We start from the raw sequence: 16,596 nt of genomic DNA on the forward strand, positions 1-16,596 counted from the left end.
AGCCTCAGACTCGGTGGACGAACACCGTTACATTGGGTTTGCGGCCCCAGTAGGACGAAACCTCGCTGCGGACCGCCCGCTGCAGCGCCGTATTGACCAGTTCGGGGTCGTTGCGGCGCTTGGGCGGAATCGACTTGAGCGTCCCTGTTACCGCACGGCGCACGATATCGGGCAGCGACTCATCGTCATCCTCGACGTCCGGCAGGCCCTCGATCACCGTCTCCGGCCCGGCCAGCACCTGGCCCGAGGCGTTGACGCAAAGGCTGACCACGATATGGCCGCCGAAGCTCAGCCGCCGTCGGCCCTTCACCCCGCTCTCCTCGGGCGTGCACAGCACATTGCCGTCGAGATAGAGCTGGCCGACGCGGATCTCGCCAGGGAACTGCGTGGTGTTCGGAAACAGTCGCACCATATCGCCGTTGCGGGCGTGGACGACCGTTTCGATGCCATGCTGGCGGCCGAGCAGCGCGTGCGCCTCGAGATGCGCCGCCTCGCCATGCACCGGCACCAGCACGTCCGGCTTGACCAGGTCGTAGAGCCGCTTCAACTCCTCGCGCCGCGGATGGCCGGTCGTGTGCACCAGCCCATGCGTTTGGGTGATGACGTCGATACCGCGGTCGATCAGCAGGTTCTGGATATCGATGACTTCGCGCTCGTTGCCCGGAATCGCCCAGGACGAGAAGATCACCCGATCCCCTGCGTTGAGCGAAATCTCCGGATGATCCTCGCGCGCAATACGGGCAATGGCGGCGCGGGCTTCGCCCTGACTGCCGGTGCACAGCAGCACCACCTTCCCGCGTGGCAGCGCCTTGTATTCGTTCTGATCGAGGAACGGATCGATACCTTCGAGCATGCCGAGCTCGCGCGCAATCCCGCTGATGCGATGCAGCGCCCGGCCCGACATCACCACCTTGCGTCCGGCCTTCTGGGCGGCCCGCGCCACCGAGATCACCCGCCCGACATTGGAGGCAAAGGTGGTGACGGCCACCCGATGCGTCGACCCGGCGATCAACGCTTCAAGCGTCGCGGCCACCTCGTCCTCCGATGGGCTGGTGCCATCCTTCATCGCATTGGTGGAATCGCAGATCAGCGCGATCGGGCTCGAGCGGTCTTCGCCGATCTGCGCGAAGCGACCGACATCGGTCGGGGGCGCACCCACCGGGTGCGGATCGAGCTTCCAGTCGCCGGTGTGGATCACCCGACCGACCGGCGTGGTGATCAACAGGGCGCAACTCTCAGGAATCGAGTGCGCGACATTGATCGCCTCGATGGTGAAGGGGCCGACGGTGAAGGGCTTGCCCACCCGCATCGGTTTCACCTCGACATCCTCGATGATGCCCTCGGATTCCTGCTTGGCGCTCAGCATCGCCGCGGTGAAGGCGGTCGCGTAGACCGGGCGATCGAAGGCCGGCCACAGGTCCAGCACGGCGCCGTAGTGGTCCTCGTGGCTGTGGGTAAGGACCAGCGCCAGGATGTCGTCGGCATTCTCTTCGAGAAAAGCCGGGTCGGGCAGGATCAGCTCGACGCCGGGCTCCTGGGGGCCGGCGAAGGTGACGCCGCAATCGACCACGATCCACTTGCGGCTCCGCTCCGGCCCGAAGCCGTAGGCGCCCATGTTCATGCCGATCTCGCCGACACCGCCAAGCGGCACGAACACGAGTTCATCTGCTCTCGGCTTTGCCATTGTTCAATTCCTAACGCTTGCGGTCGTGCCGAAATGCACATCACCGGCGGTGATGGCAATGCGGCTGTTGTCATTGGCGCGGACGATCAATCGTCCGCTCTCGTCGATGGTTTCAAAGGTGCCGCGCACGATGTCGCCGTCGCGGTTCACCGCGACTTCGGCGCCGATACCGGCGGCGGAGCGGCGCCACAGCTGCAGCACCTCGGTAACCCCCCTGCCCCGGTCCCACAGTTCGAACGCCTCGACCCAGGCGTCGGAGAGCGCCCCGAACACCGTCTCGGCGGTGGCGTCGACCCCGAGCGCACGCAGCGATGTCGCCGGATACGGCAGGCCCTCGGGAGCCTCCACCACGTTGACGCCGATCCCCACCACGATCGCCATAGCGCCATCCGGGCGCTTGTGCGCTTCGAGCAGGATGCCGGCCAGCTTGGCGCCGTCGGCCAGCACGTCGTTCGGCCATTTGAGCGCGATGCGCCCGTTCGCCATGTCGGCGCCGTCGATCCCGGTCTTCAGCGTCGCGGCCGGCACGATGCTGGACAAGGCCTGATTGAGCGACACGCCGGCGACAAAGCCGAGCGTCGCAGCGACCGACGGCTCCGCATCGGGAACCACGAGGAGGCTCGCTGCCAGGTTGCCGTGCGGCGATTGCCACGCTCGACCTCGCCGCCCGCGCCCGGCGGTCTGCTGCAAGGCGCAGAACCAGACGTCTCCGATGTCACCGGCCTGCGCGGCCTTCGCCGCCTCGGTCGAGGTCGAACCGACGCTGTCGAAGCCGTTCAGCCTGTAACCGCGAGAACTCGCGCGGGACCCCAGCCAGAAGCCTGCCACTAGAACAGGCTTCCGGCCGCGCTATGGGCAGCCGCGGTCAGCGGTGAACCCACCGTGACGAAATAGGTGACGATCAGGAAACCGATACCGGCCATGACCACTTTCAGCTCGCCCGGAACGGCGGCGAACTTGGCTACCGGCTCGTCGAAATACATCACCTTGACGATGCGCAGGTAGTAGAACGCGCTCACCGCCGATGCGAGGACGCCGATCACCGCCAGGATGAACAGGTTCTGCTCGACCGCGGCGAGGAACACCTGCCACTTGGCGAAGAACCCGGCCAGCGGCGGCAGGCCGATCAGCGAGAACATCAGGATGGCGATGATTGCGGCAACGAACGGCCGCTTCTGCGCAAGACCCGCCAGTTCGGAGATGGTCTCGACCGGCCCGTTCTCGGTGCGCAGCGCCAGGATGCAGGCGAAAATACCCACGGTCATGGCGATGTAGATCGCCATGTACACGGCCACGCCCTCGACGCCGACCGCAGTGCCCGCCGACAGCCCCACCAGCGCGAAGCCGACATGGCCGATCGACGAATAGGCGAGGAGGCGCTTGAGGTTGTTCTGACCGATGGCGGCAAATGCCGCGAGCACCATCGAGGCGATCGACAGGAAGATGATGATCTGCTGCCAGTCATGGGTGATCGGCGCGAAACTGACCGTGGTGACGCGAATGAACAGCGCCATCGCCGCCACTTTCGGCGCCGCCGCGAAGAAGGCGGTCACCGGGGTCGGCGCGCCCTCATAGACGTCGGGCGTCCACATGTGGAAGGGCACGGCCGAAATCTTGAAGGCAATGCCGGCGAGCAGGAACACCATGCCGAAGATCAGCCCGATCGAGCGGCTGTCGAGCGTGATGGCGGCAACGATCTGATCGATCTGCGTAGTGCCGGTGAAGCCATAGACCAGCGAGGCGCCGTAAAGCAGCATGCCGGACGACAGCGCGCCGAGCACGAAATACTTGATGCCGGCTTCGGTGGCCCGCTTGTCTTCGCGCTTCATCGCCGCGACCACGTAGAGCGCCAGGCTCTGCAGCTCGAGGCCGATATAGAGGCTCATCAGATCGTTGGCCGAAACCATGATCATCATGCCCAGCGTCGCCAGCAGCACCAGCACCGCATACTCGAACTTGTCGATGCCATGCTCTTTGGAGTTGGACAACGAGATCAGCAGCGTCGCCGCCGCGCCGCCCAGCACCAGCGCCTTCATGTAGCGGGCGAAGCCGTCGACGATGAACACGCCATTGAACAGCACGCCGGTGGCCGGCTGCAGCAACAGCAGGGCGAGCACCACGAGGAGCAGCCCGATGGCAACGATCGAGATCGCCGTCGAGCTGATGCCCTTCCAGAACAGCGACACCAGCAGCACCACTACGGCGCCGACGGCGAGCAGCAGTTCCGGATAGGCAGGGGCGAGCGAAGCGAAGCTCGTGACGTCGGACAGCATGCCCGTCTCCTAATGGCCGGCCGCCGCGGCGACCGCTTGCGGCGCGGCGCCGATGGCGTTGGCGAAGTTGTCCGCAACCAGGTTCACCGATGCGGCGGTCGCATCAAGGATCGGGGCGGGATAGAAGCCGAAGAGAATGGTGAGGATCACCAGCGGCACCAGTACGACAATCTCGCGCCGGTCGAGATCGAGAATGCCCTTCAGCGATTCCTTGGTGAAGGCGCCGAAGATCACCCGGCGATACAGCCAGAGCGCGTAAGCCGCCGACAGGATCACGCCGAAGGCCGCGAAGAACGCCACCCAGGTATTGGCCTGGAATGCTGCCAGCATGGTGAGGAACTCACCCACGAAACCCGAGGTGCCCGGCAGGCCGACATTGGCCATGGTGAACACCATGAACACCACGGCATAGCGCGGCATCGGCGAGACCAGCCCGCCATAGGCATCGATCTCACGGGTGTGCATCCGGTCGTAGACCACGCCGACACAGAAGAAGAGCGCCGCCGAGACGATACCGTGCGAGATCATCTGGAAGATCGCGCCATGGATGCCGTAGATGTTCCCGGTGAAGATGCCCATGGTCACAAAGCCCATATGGGCCACCGACGAATAGGCGATCAGCTTCTTGATGTCGGTCTGCACCAGCGCAACGAGCGAGGTGATGATGATCGCCGCGATCGACAGGACGAACACGAAGTTCGCGAACTGGTGCGAGGCATCGGGGAACATCGAGATCGAGAAGCGGATGAAGCCGTAGCCGCCGAGCTTGAGCAGGATTGCGGCCAGGATTACCGAGCCGCCGGTCGGCGCCTCGACGTGGGCTTCCGGCAGCCAGCGATGGAACGGCCACATCGGCATCTTTACTGCAAACGAGGCGAAGAACCCGATCCACAGCCAGGTCTGCACCTCCGGCGGGAACTTGAAGGTGAGCAGCTTTGCGATATCGAGCGTGCCGGCCTGCCAGAACATCGCCATGATGGCGATCAGCATCAGGACCGTGCCGGTGAAGCTGTAGAAGAAGAACTTGTAGGTCGCCTGGATGCGCCGCGCCCCGCCCCAGATGCCGATGATCAGGAACATCGGGATCAGCGTGCCCTCGAAGAACACGTAGAACATCGCCAGATCGAGCGTCGCGAAGGCGCCGATCATGAACGTTTCGAGGATCAGGAAGACGATCAGGTACTCCTTTACCCGCTTGGTGATCGAGCCGAAGCTCGACAGGATCACCGCCGGCATCAGCACCGCCGTCAGCGGAATGAACAGCACCGAGATGCCGTCGACGCCCATGCGGTAGCCGATGGAGTCACCGATCCAGTCAAAGTTCTCGACGAACTGGAAGCCGGTATTCGACGGATCGAACAGGTACCAGAGCCACAGGCTGAGGGCGGCAGTCACCAGCGTCACGCCGAGCGCGATGTAGCGCGCCAGGTTGTTGGCCGCCTCGTCGCGACCGCCGACGAACAGCAGCAGCAACGCGCCCAGCGTCGGCAGGAAGGTGATGACCGTCAGAAGGTGGTCACTGAAGATCATCCCAGGAGTCCCCCGGCGGCGATGGCCCAGGTGAGCAGCGCCGCGATACCGATAAGCATGGCGAAAGCGTAGTGATAGAGGTAGCCCGACTGCAGCTTCACCACCCTGCCCGTGATGTCCTTGACGCGGTTGCCAAGGCCCTCGGTGATGGTCTTGTCGACCAGCATGTCGTCAAAACCCTTCCACAGGGCGTTGCCCAGCCAAAGCGCCGGCTTGACGAAGATACGGTCGTAGAGCTCGTCGAAGTACCACTTGTTGAGCAGGAACAGGTAGAGCCCCGGGTTGGCATGCGCCAACCGCTTCGGCGCTGCCGGATCGCGGATGTACATCTGGTACGCCGCGGCAAAGCCGAGCAGCATGGCGATCGTCGCCGACCACTTGACCCAGAGCGGCACGCCATGCGCCGCCTCGAGCAGGCCTTCGGAGACGACGAGCGAGCCCTGGAAGAAGTGCTCGATATGCTCGGCATGGCCGAAGAACAGGTCGTTGAACACCACGCCGGCCAGCACCGCGCCCACCGCCAGCACGTAGAGCGGCACCAGCATGACGCTCGGGCTCTCATGCGCGTTGTCGTAAGCGCTGCCGTGATGCCCGTGGTCGTCATGGGCGTGATCGTCATGGGCATGGTCGGCATGAGCGTCGTGCCCGTGATGCTGCCCGCGTGGCTCCCCATGGAAGGTGAGGTGGATCAGGCGCCACGAGTAGAAGCTCGTGAACATCGCCGCGATCACCAGCGCCCAGAAGGCGATGTAGCCGGTCGAGGCACCCGCCGCGTAGGCGACTTCGATGATGCCGTCCTTCGAGAAGAACCCGGCGAAGCCGAGCGGCGTGCCCGGGATACCGACGCCGGTCAGCGCCAGCGTGCCGATGATCATCATCCAGTAGGTGATCGGGATCTTCTTCCTGAGCCCGCCCATGTTCCGCATGTCCTGCTCGTGATGCATCGCATGGATGACCGAGCCGGCGCCCAGGAACAGCAGCGCCTTGAAAAAGGCATGGGTGAACAGGTGGAAGATACCGGCTGAATAGACCCCTGCCCCCAGCGCCACGAACATGTAGCCGAGCTGCGAACAGGTCGAATAGGCGATGACGCGCTTGATGTCGTTCTGGACGAGGCCGACGGTGGCCGCGAAGAACGCCGTCATGGCGCCGATCAGCATCACCACGGTCATGGCGAAGGGCGAGAGCTCGAACAGCGGCGACAGGCGCGCCACCATGAACACGCCGGCCGTCACCATGGTGGCGGCATGGATCAGCGCCGACACCGGGGTCGGGCCTTCCATCGCGTCCGGCAGCCAGGTGTGGAGCAGGAACTGTGCCGACTTGCCCATCGCGCCCATGAACAGCAGCAGGCAGACGACGGTCATGGCGTCCAGATCCCACGACAGGAAGTGGATGACCGGAAGATTGCCCTTGAGGCCGTCGGCGGCATGGAACGCGCCGTCGAAATCGAGGTGGCCGAGCACCACAAACGCCGCAAAGATGCCCAGTGCGAAGCCGAAGTCGCCGACGCGGTTGACCACGAACGCCTTCATCGCCGCAGCGTTGGCCGACGGCTTCTTGTACCAGAAGCCGATCAGCAGATAGGACGCGAGGCCCACGCCTTCCCAGCCGAAGAACATCTGCAGGAAGTTGTCGGCGGTCACCAGCATCAGCATGGCGAAGGTGAACAGCGACAGGTAGGCAAAGAACCGCGCCCGATGCGGATCGTCGGCCATGTAGCCGATCGAATAGAGGTGGACGAGGCTGGAAACGGTGGTGACCACCACCAGCATCACCGCGGTGAGCGTATCGACGCGCAGCACCCAGCGCAGGTCGAGCGCACCGGAGACGATCCAGCGCATCACCTCGACCTTGGTCGCCGTGGCGTGTCCGCCCGCCTGGGCCGCTTCAGGTGCGAACCAGAAAGCGGCAAAGACGATCCAGCTCAGCACCGCGGCGCCGATCAGCAGCCCGGTGGTGATGTACTCGCTGGTGCGGTGACCGATGATGCGGCCCAGCAAGCCTGCGATCAGGGCCCCGACGAGTGGGAAGAATACGATGGCCTGGATAAGCACCGGGTCAGCCCTTCAGCGAGTTGACGTCTTCCACGGCGATCGAGCCGCGGTTGCGATAGAAGATGACGAGGATGGCAAGACCGATCGCCGCTTCCGCGGCAGCGACCGTCAGGATCAACAGCGCGAACACCTGCCCGGCGAGATCGCCCAACTGCGACGAGAACGCTACGAAGTTGAGGTTCACCGCCAAGAGGATGAGTTCCACCGACATCAGGATGACGATGATGTTCTTGCGATTGAGGAAGATCCCGAACACGCCCAGCGTGAAGAGGATCGCCCCGACGGTCAGGTAGTGCCCGAGGCCGATGCCCGTTTCTGCCAGCATTTAGAGCCCCTGCCCCGATTTGACCTTCACCAGTTCCGTGCCTTCCGAGCGCTTGCGGCCGGTCTGGCGGAACACGTCCTGCCGCTTGACGTTCGACTTGTGCCTCAGCGTCAGCACGATCGCGCCGATCATGGCGACCAGCAGCACACCGGCCGCGCCCTGGAACAGGAAGACGTAGCGGGTGTAGAGCAACTGCCCGATAGCGCGGGTATTGTCGATCGCCGCATCCATCGGCACTGCCGCCGCCGCACCGGAATCGACCGGAAGCACGAAGCTCCCCGCCACCAGCAGCAGCTCGAGCAGGAGGATCACGCCGACCACCACGCCCACCGGCGCGTATTGCAGCATGCCTTGGCGCAAAGACGCGAAATCGACGTCGAGCATCATGGTGACGAACAGGAACAGCACCGCGACCGCGCCGACATAGACGACGATCAGGATCAGCGCCAGGAACTCGGCGCCGGCCAGCATGAACAGGCCGGCTGAATTGACGAACGCCAGGATCAGGAACAGCACCGAGTGCACGGGATTGCGCGCCGCGATCACCATCAGCGCCGAAGCGACCGTGATGAGCGAGAACACATAGAAGAAGAACAGCGGCAGCGTCATCTCGATCCCTTACCGGTACGGCGCGTCGGCGGCGAGGTTGGCCGCGATTTCGCGCTCCCAACGATCGCCATTGGCGAGCAGCTTCTCTTTCGAGAAATACAGCTCCTCGCGCGTTTCGGTCGCGAACTCGAAGTTCGGCCCTTCGACGATGGCGTCGACCGGGCAGGCTTCCTGGCAGAAGCCGCAATAGATGCACTTCACCATGTCGATGTCGTAGCGCACCGTGCGACGAGTGCCGTCGTTCTGGCGCGGGCCGGCCTCGATGGTGATGGCCTGTGCCGGGCAGATCGCCTCGCACAGCTTACAGGCGATGCAGCGCTCTTCGCCATTGGGATAGCGGCGCAGTGCGTGCTCGCCGCGGAAGCGCGGCGAGTACGGGATCTTCTCGAACGGATAGTTCACCGTCTTCTTGGGCGCGAAGAAGTAACGCATCGCGAGGAAGAAGGCGCCGACGAACTCTTTCAGCAGCAGGCCGTTGAGGAACTGGGCGAAACGCATCAGACGGACCCTCCGTGCCAGCCCCAGCCGGTGAGCTGGAGAACCGCGGCGACGACGACCACCATGACGAGCGAAATCGGCAGGAACACCTTCCAGCCGATGCGCATCAGCTGGTCATAGCGGTAGCGCGGCACGATCGCCTTGGCCATCGCGAACATGAAGAACACCAGGCAGAGCTTGAGGACGAACCAGACGACGCCGGGAATCCAGTTGAACGGCGGCGCATCGATCGGCGATGCCCAGCCCCCCAGGAACAGGATCGTCGTCATCGAGCACATCAGGATGATGGCGATGTATTCGCCCAGCATGAACAGCAGGTACGGCGTCGAGGAGTATTCGACCATGTAACCGGCCACCAGCTCGGATTCGCCTTCCGGCAGGTCGAACGGCGGACGGTTGGTTTCCGCCAGTGCCGAGACGTAGAAGATCACGAACATCGGGAACAGCGGCAGCCAGTACCAGTTGAGGAAACTGAGCCACGGCACGCCGAGCATGTGCGCGATGCCGCCCGACTGCTGCGCCACCACGATATCGGTGAGGTTCAGCGAGCCCACGACCAGCAGCACCGTGATGATGACGAGGCCGATCGAGACTTCGTACGAGACCATCTGCGCTGCTGATCGGAGCGCACCGAGGAAGGCGTACTTCGAGTTCGAAGCCCAGCCGCCCATGATGATGCCGTACACGCCCAGCGACGAGATGGCGAAGATGTAGAGGATGCCGATATTGATATCAGCCAGCGCCCAGCCCTTGTCGAACGGGATCACCGCATAGGCCGAAAGCGCCAGGATCGAGGTGACGAGCGGCGCCAGGATGAACAGCACCTTGTCAGAACTTGCCGGAATCACAGGCTCTTTGAGCACGAACTTCAACAAGTCCGCGAAGCTCTGCAGCAGTCCGAGCGGACCGACGACGTTGGGGCCCCGACGCTGCTGCACCGCCGCCCAGATCTTGCGGTCGGCGAGCAGGATATAGGCGGTGAACAGCAGCAGCGCCACGAGGAGCAGCAGCCCCTTGTAGATGAAGCCGACCTGCGTCCCCCACCCGAAGATCGGGATACCGAGCAGGTAGTCCAGCGCTGAAACGACGAAATCCATCTGGGCCCCTTACTCTGCTGCCTGCCGGAGACCGGCCTGCAGCGCGGCGCATTCGCCCATCGTCGCGGACGCCCGCGCGATCGGGTTGGTGAGGTAAAAGTCGGCGATCGGCGAAGTGAAGGTCGCCGACTTGGTCTTGATCGGAGCGCCGGCGAGCTTTTTCACATCGGCAAGCGAGCCCTGGGCGATCTGGTCGAGCCGTGCCAGGTGCGGGAACTCGGCATAGATAGCGGCGCGCAACCCAGTCAGCGAGTTGAACGGCAGCGGCTGGCCGAGCACGGCGCTGAGCGCGCGGAAGATCGCCCAGTCTTCCTTGGCCTCGCCCGGCGGGAACACGGCGCGCTCGGCGAGCTGCACGCGACCCTCGGTATTGACGTAAGTGCCCGACTTTTCGGTGTAGGCGGCGGACGGCAGGATCACGTCGGCGCGGTGCGCACCGGCATCGCCGTGCGTGCCGACATAGACCACGAACGCCTTGCCCATGGCCGAGGTGTCGTACTCGTCGGCGCCGAGCAGGAACAGCACATCGAGCTCACCCTTGCCGGCAAGGCCGATCTGGTCGGCCGAGCAGACGCCGCCGTCATGCGGCACGAAGCCGATGTCGAGGCCGCCCACGCGACCGGCCGCATTGTGCAGCAGGGCGAGGCCGTTCCAGTCTTCGGAGGCGCCCGAACCGGTAGCAAGCTTCGCTGCCATGGCCAGCACGTCACGGCCGATCTGCTTGGAATGCGCGGCGCCATGCGACACGGCGCCCTCGCCCACGATGATCAGCGGCCGCACGGCCTTCGACAGGATCTCGCCGAAGCTGCCCTTGCGCGCGACGAGATCGGCCAGCGCCGACAGCCCGTTGCCCAGATACTCGTAGTTGTAGGTGAGGTCGGCATTATCGCCGATCACCGCGATCGGCGTATTCTTGGCGCGCCAGGCCTTGCGGATGCGGGCATTGACCAGCGCCGCTTCCTTGCGCGGGTTCGAGCCGATGATCAGGATGGCATCGGCTTCCTCGATCCCCGCAATGGTCGGGTTGAAGATATAGGCCGAACGCGGCATCGACGGGTCGATCCCCGACATCGCCGGACGGCAATCGGTCATCCCTGAGCCAAGCGAGGTCATCAACGCCTTGAGCGCATACATGTCCTCGACCGCCGCCAGGTCGCCGGCAATGGCGCCGACCCTGTTACCGCCGCCCGAAGCCTTGATCGCCTTGGCGATGGCGGCGAACGCCTCGTCCCAGGACGCCGGCTTCAGCTTGCCGCCGGTCCGCACATACGGGCGGTCGAGGCGCTGGCTCTTGAGGCCATCCCAGATGAAACGGGTCTTGTCCGAGATCCACTCCTCGTTGATCGCCTCGTTGACGCGCGGCAGGATGCGCATCACTTCGCGGCCGCGGCTGTCGACGCGGATATTGGAGCCGACCGCATCCATCACGTCGATGGTCTCGGTCTTGACGAGTTCCCACGGACGCGCGTGGAAGGCATAGGGTTTCGACGTCAGCGCGCCGACCGGGCAGAGGTCGATGACATTGCCCTGCAGTTCGCTGGTCAGCGCCTGCTCGAGATAGGAGGTGATCTCGGCATCTTCACCGCGGCCGAGCAGGCCCATCTCAGTGATGCCGGCAACCTCGGTGGTGAAACGGACGCAGCGCGTGCAGTGGATGCAGCGGTTCATCTCGGTCTTCACCAGCGGCCCGAGATACTTGTCCTCGACGGCGCGCTTGTTCTCGGCGAAGCGGTTCTTGTCCACGCCATAGGCCATGGCCTGGTCCTGCAGGTCGCACTCGCCACCCTGGTCGCAGATCGGGCAATCCAGCGGGTGATTGATGAGCAGGAACTCCATCACCCCCTCGCGGGCCTTCTTGACCATCGGGGTGTTGGTGAACATCTCGGGCGGTTCGCCGTTCGGACCGGGACGCAAGTCCTTGACCGACATGGCGCAGCTGGCCTGGGGCTTCGGCGGGCCGCCCTTCACCTCGACGAGGCACATGCGGCAATTGCCCGCGACCGACAGGCGCTCGTGGTAGCAGAACCGCGGAATCTCGGCGCCGGCCGCCTCGGCCGCCTGCATCAGCGTGTAGTAGTCGGGGACCTCGACGAGCGTACCGTCGACCTTGATCTGGGCCATGGGCCTTACTCCGCCGCGATCGAGGGCACGGCGCCCTCGCTGGTCGAGGACCAGGTGTATTGGTCGATCCGCGCCTCGATAACGTCGCGGAAGTTGCGGATCAGGCCCTGCACCGGCCAGGCCGCCGCATCGCCGAGCGCACAGATAGTGTGCCCCTCGATCTGCTTGGTCACGTCGAACAGCATGTCGATCTCGCGCTTCTGGGCGCGCCCTTCGACCATGCGCTCCATGACGCGCATCATCCAGCCGGTGCCTTCGCGGCACGGCGTGCACTGGCCGCAGCTCTCATGCTTGAAGAAGGCCTGGATGCGCCAGATCGCCTTGATGATGTCGGTCGACTTGTCCATCACGATCATGCCGCCGGTGCCGAACGACGACTTCTTCTCGCGCATGCCGTCGAAATCCATGATGGCGGTGCGCATATCCTCGCCCCGCACCACCGGACAGGAGGCGCCGCCGGGGATCACCGCCAACAGGTTATCCCAGCCGCCGCGGATGCCGCCGCAATGCTTCTCGATCAGTTCTTCGAAGGTGCAGCCCAGCGCATCCTCGAACACCGCCGGTTTGTTGACGTGCCCGGACGCCATGAAGAGCTTCGTGCCGGTGTTGTTGGCGCGGCCGATGCCGGCAAACCAGGCGCCGCCCCGGCGCAGGATTTCCGGCACGACGGCGATCGACTCGACATTGTTGACGGTGGTCGGGTTGCCGTAGACGCCCATCGCCGCCGGGAACGGCGGCTTCAACCGCGGCTGGCCCTTCTTGCCTTCCAGCGACTCCATCAGTGCGGTTTCTTCGCCGCAGATATAGGCTCCGGCGCCATGGTGGACGACGATGTCGAAGTCCCAGCCGTGGATGTTGTTCTTGCCGATCAGCCTCGCGTCGTAGGCCTGTTGCACGGCGGCTTCGAAATTCTGCCGCTCGCGGATGAACTCGCCGCGAATGTAGACATAGGCGATGTGGGCACCCATGGCGCGGCCGGCCAAGAGGCACCCCTCGATCAGGTGGTGCGGATCGTGCCGCAGGATCTCGCGGTCCTTGCAGGTGCCGGGCTCGGACTCGTCGGCATTGACGAGGAGCTGGCTCGGACGGCCGTCATTGACGCCTTCCTTGGGCATGAAGGTCCACTTCAGCGCCGTCGGGAAGCCGGCGCCGCCGCGGCCACGCAGGCCAGAGCCCTTGACCTCGTTGACGATCCAGTCGCGACCGTTGTCGATGAACTTCTTGGTGTCCACCCAGCCGCCGCGCGCCCGGGCGCCTTCGAGGCCCCAGTCGCCGTTGCCGTAGAGATTGGTGAAGATGCGATCCTGGTCAGCGAGCATCAGCGCGGGTCCTTCCCGAACACCTTGCGATATTCCTCGACGCCGCCCTTGGCGAGCGCCTTGGCCTGCTTGATCCACTCATCGCGGGCCACGCGGCCCGGGAATGCGAGGTGATCTTCGAGCCTGGCGATGTCGGCCTTCTTCAGCGCCGCCACCTGCGCCCAGGTGGTGATACCGATGGCATTGAGCCGGCCCTCGAGCGCCGGGCCGACGCCCGAGATCAGCTTGAGGTCGTCGCGCTGTCCGGGAGGCGCCTGGAATAGCGTCGCTCCGGCGTCCCGGGTCGGCGAGACCGCGCTGGCCGAGGCCGGCGGGCGCTTGGCCTTGGTGTCGGTCTTGCCGGCGTCGATCTTGCCGGCCGGCGATTCCGCCCCCGTCGCGGTCTCCCGCATTGCCCGGTTCGGCGTGCCATCGGCTTTGGCAGCCTTGTTGGCAGCGTTGCGCTCGGCCTCCGCCGTCGACACCGAAACCTTTTCGGGCGACGGCGACTTCAGCGCCGGCGCCGTCTCTTCCGTGGTGGTGTTCTTCCGGCCAGCCGCGGTCGGCTCGGCCGCCTTGGCAGGCGCCGGTGCAGCGGCGGCGGGAGCCGCCGGGGCTGCACCCGGAGCCGCCGCAGGAGCGGCTGGCGGCGGCGGGAACGGCTTGTAGGTGCGCTTGGCGGTCGGCTTTTCGAGCAGCGTTGTCTGCCCGCCTTCGGCGGCGCCGAACTGCCGTTCGATCTGCGGGCCGGGCTTCACGGCGCTGCCATTGCCGGCGGCGAACTTGTCGAGGATCGCCTCGAACCTCTCGACCGTCAGGTCTTCGTAGGTGTCACTGCCCACCATCACCAGCGGAGCGTTGACGCAGGCGCCGAGGCACTCGACCTCTTCCCAGCTCAGCGTGCCCTCGGCATTGGTCTCGAACGGCTTGTGATTGATGCGCCGCTCGCAGACGTGGCGGATCTCTTCGGCGCCGCGCAGCATGCACGGCGTCGTGCCGCACACCTGGATATGGGCGCGCGTGCCCACCGGCTGCAGCAGGAACTGCGTGTAGAAGGTCGCGACTTCCAGCACGCGGATATAAGGCATGTCGAGCAGCTTGCCGACCGCTTCGATGGCGGCGCGGCTGACCCAGCCCTGCTGCTCCTGGGCGCGGAACAGCACCGGGATCACGGCCGACTGCTGGCGGCCCGGCGGATACTCCGCCATCTTCTTCTGCGCCCAGGCCAGGTTTTCCTTCGTGAAGGCGAAGGTGGTCGGCTGAACGGCCTCATCTGCTAAACGGCGGACGGACATTACCGGTCGACCTCACCAAACACGATATCGAGCGAACCGAGGATGGCGGCGACGTCGGCCAGCATGTGTCCCCGGCAGAGGAAATCCATCGCCTGCAGGTGCGCGAAACCCGGGGCACGGATCTTGCAGCGATACGGCTTGTTGGTGCCGTCGCTGACCAGATAGACGCCGAACTCGCCCTTGGGCGCCTCGACCGCGGCGTAAACCTCGCCGGCCGGCACCTTGTAGCCCTCGGTGTAGAGCTTGAAGTGATGGATCAGCGCTTCCATCGACTGCTTCATCTCACCACGCTTGGGCGGCACCACCTTGCCGTCTGTCGACGACACCGGCCCCTGCCCTTCGGGCGAGTTCAGCAGCTCGAGTACCTGCTTCATGATGCGGATCGACTGGCGCATCTCGTCCATGCGGACGAGGTAGCGATCGTAGCAGTCGCCGTTCTTGCCGACCGGCACGTCGAATTCCAGCCGGTCATAGCACTCGTAAGGCTGCGCTTTGCGCAGGTCCCAGGCATCGCCCGAGCCGCGCACCATCACGCCGGAAAAGCCCCACTTCCACGCATCCTCCGCCGACACCACGCCGATATCGGCGTTGCGCTGCATGTAGATGCGGTTGCCGGTGAGCAGGCCCTCGAGATCGTCGAGCACCTTGAGGAACGGATCGCAGAACGCGCCGATGTCGTCGATCAGCGCCTGTGGCAGATCCTGATGCACGCCACCCGGACGGAAATAGGCCGCATGCATGCGGCTGCCCGAGGCGCGCTCGTAGAAGATCATCAGCTTCTCGCGCTCGTCGAAACCCCAGAGCGGCGGGGTCAGCGCGCCGACGTCCATCGCTTGCGTAGTGCAGTTGAGCATGTGCGACAGGAGCCGGCCGATCTCGGCGTAGAGCACACGGATCAGCTGGCCACGCATCGGCACTTCGATGCCGAGGAGCTTTTCCACCGCGAGGCAGAAGGCGTGTTCCTGGTTCATCGGCGCGACATAGTCGAGCCGGTCGAAATACGGCACCGCCTGCAGATAAGTCTTGGTCTCGATCAGCTTCTCGGTGCCGCGATGCAGCAGCCCGATATGCGGATCGACGCGCTCGACCACTTCACCATCCAGCTCGAGAATGAGCCGGAGCACGCCGTGTGCGGAGGGGTGGATTGGCCCGAAGTTGATCGTGAAGTTTCTTACATCGACTTCGGACATCAGTTTTTCGCTTTCTCGTCGCCCGGGAGCACGTAGTCAGTGCCTTCCCACGGAGAGAGGTAATCGAACTGCCGGAATTCCTGCGGCAGCTTCACGGGCTCATAGACGACGCGCTTGCGCTCTTCGTCGTAGCGGACTTCCACGTAACCGGTGGTCGGGAAGTCCTTGCGCAGCGGATAGCCGTCGAAGCCGTAATCGGTCAGCAGGCGACGCAGGTCGGGATGACCGGTGAACAGGATGCCGAACAGATCGTAGGTCTCGCGCTCGAACCAGTCGGCGCCCGGAAACATGCCGGTGATCGACGGGACAGGCTGCGTGTCGTCGGTCGACAGCTTCAACCGCACCCTGAGGTTCTGCTTGGGGCTTAGCAGGTGGTAGATCACGTCGAAGCGCTCTTCACGCTCCGGGTAATCCACCCCGCACACGTCGGTGATACCGACAAACGCCTCATGGTCGTGCAGGAACGTCGCGACATCGATTATCGTGTCGCGCCGCACTGTCAGCGTCAGTTCGCCGAAGGCCAGCTTGTGGTCGACAATCTTGTCGCCCAGCACATTGCGCGCACGCTCGGCGAGCGCCGCAAGCGGAGAAGGAATGGGGCCGTCGTTCATGGCCGGTC

The 16,596-nt window shown here is 64.7% G+C and carries 14 protein-coding genes; all 14 read right to left on the reverse strand.

Features of this window, described 5'->3' with window-relative positions:
• Positions 1–4: 4 nt before the first annotated feature.
• From APS40_RS22735 to APS40_RS22800, 14 genes are read right to left on the reverse strand one after another with little or no spacing between them, the layout of a single operon-like run.
• Positions 5–1,684 carry a ribonuclease J gene (locus APS40_RS22735; RefSeq protein ID WP_055049216.1) on the reverse strand — a complete coding sequence of 560 codons (1,680 nt, stop codon included), beginning with the start codon at positions 1,682–1,684 and terminating at the stop codon, positions 5–7.
• 3 nt (positions 1,685–1,687) lie between these two features.
• A complete protein-coding gene (locus tag APS40_RS22740) occupies positions 1,688–2,512 on the reverse strand; it encodes a biotin--[acetyl-CoA-carboxylase] ligase (protein WP_236884161.1) in 825 nt (274 codons plus the stop codon).
• Complete coding sequence (gene nuoN, locus APS40_RS22745; protein ID WP_055049217.1) at positions 2,512–3,957, reverse strand: NADH-quinone oxidoreductase subunit NuoN; 1,446 nt, start codon at positions 3,955–3,957, stop codon at positions 2,512–2,514. The genes APS40_RS22740 and nuoN overlap by 1 nt, the downstream gene beginning before the upstream one ends.
• 9 nt (positions 3,958–3,966) lie before the next feature.
• Complete coding sequence (locus APS40_RS22750; RefSeq protein WP_156343048.1) at positions 3,967–5,487, reverse strand: NADH-quinone oxidoreductase subunit M; 1,521 nt, start codon at positions 5,485–5,487, stop codon at positions 3,967–3,969.
• Positions 5,484–7,544, reverse strand: coding sequence for an NADH-quinone oxidoreductase subunit L (gene nuoL / locus APS40_RS22755; RefSeq protein ID WP_055049218.1), 2,061 nt, complete (start codon positions 7,542–7,544; stop codon positions 5,484–5,486). The genes APS40_RS22750 and nuoL overlap by 4 nt, the downstream gene beginning before the upstream one ends.
• Positions 7,545–7,548: 4 nt before the next feature.
• On the reverse strand, positions 7,549–7,869 hold the full coding sequence (gene nuoK / locus APS40_RS22760) for an NADH-quinone oxidoreductase subunit NuoK (protein WP_055049219.1): 321 nt from the start codon (positions 7,867–7,869) through the stop codon (positions 7,549–7,551).
• Positions 7,870–8,478, reverse strand: a complete 609-nt coding sequence (locus APS40_RS22765; RefSeq protein ID WP_055049220.1) for an NADH-quinone oxidoreductase subunit J — start codon at positions 8,476–8,478, stop codon at positions 7,870–7,872. It abuts the gene before it with no gap.
• A 9-nt stretch (positions 8,479–8,487) separates the two neighbouring features.
• The gene (gene nuoI, locus APS40_RS22770) at positions 8,488–8,976 is read right to left on the reverse strand and encodes an NADH-quinone oxidoreductase subunit NuoI (protein WP_055049221.1); all 489 of its coding nucleotides are present in this window, start codon (positions 8,974–8,976) and stop codon (positions 8,488–8,490) included.
• Positions 8,976–10,073, reverse strand: coding sequence for an NADH-quinone oxidoreductase subunit NuoH (gene nuoH / locus APS40_RS22775; protein WP_082434613.1), 1,098 nt, complete (start codon positions 10,071–10,073; stop codon positions 8,976–8,978). The genes nuoI and nuoH overlap by 1 nt, the downstream gene beginning before the upstream one ends.
• Positions 10,074–10,082: 9 nt before the next feature.
• Entirely contained in the window at positions 10,083–12,194 is a 2,112-nt protein-coding gene (nuoG, locus tag APS40_RS22780) for an NADH-quinone oxidoreductase subunit NuoG (protein ID WP_055049222.1), read from the reverse strand.
• A 5-nt stretch (positions 12,195–12,199) separates the two neighbouring features.
• On the reverse strand, positions 12,200–13,513 hold the full coding sequence (gene nuoF, locus APS40_RS22785) for an NADH-quinone oxidoreductase subunit NuoF (RefSeq protein WP_055049223.1): 1,314 nt from the start codon (positions 13,511–13,513) through the stop codon (positions 12,200–12,202).
• Positions 13,513–14,787 (reverse strand): NADH-quinone oxidoreductase subunit NuoE, encoded by a 1,275-nt coding sequence (gene nuoE / locus APS40_RS22790; RefSeq protein WP_055049224.1) that lies wholly within the window; start codon positions 14,785–14,787, stop codon positions 13,513–13,515. Before nuoE ends, nuoF begins: the two co-directional genes overlap by 1 nt.
• Complete coding sequence (locus APS40_RS22795) at positions 14,787–15,977, reverse strand: NADH-quinone oxidoreductase subunit D (protein WP_055049225.1); 1,191 nt, start codon at positions 15,975–15,977, stop codon at positions 14,787–14,789. Before APS40_RS22795 ends, nuoE begins: the two co-directional genes overlap by 1 nt.
• A complete protein-coding gene (locus tag APS40_RS22800) occupies positions 15,977–16,588 on the reverse strand; it encodes an NADH-quinone oxidoreductase subunit C (RefSeq protein WP_055049226.1) in 612 nt (203 codons plus the stop codon). The genes APS40_RS22795 and APS40_RS22800 overlap by 1 nt, the downstream gene beginning before the upstream one ends.
• Between the last annotated feature and the right edge of the window lie 8 nt (positions 16,589–16,596).

It is taken from the genome of Devosia sp. A16, assembly GCF_001402915.1.
Lineage (GTDB): Bacteria > Pseudomonadota > Alphaproteobacteria > Rhizobiales > Devosiaceae > Devosia_A.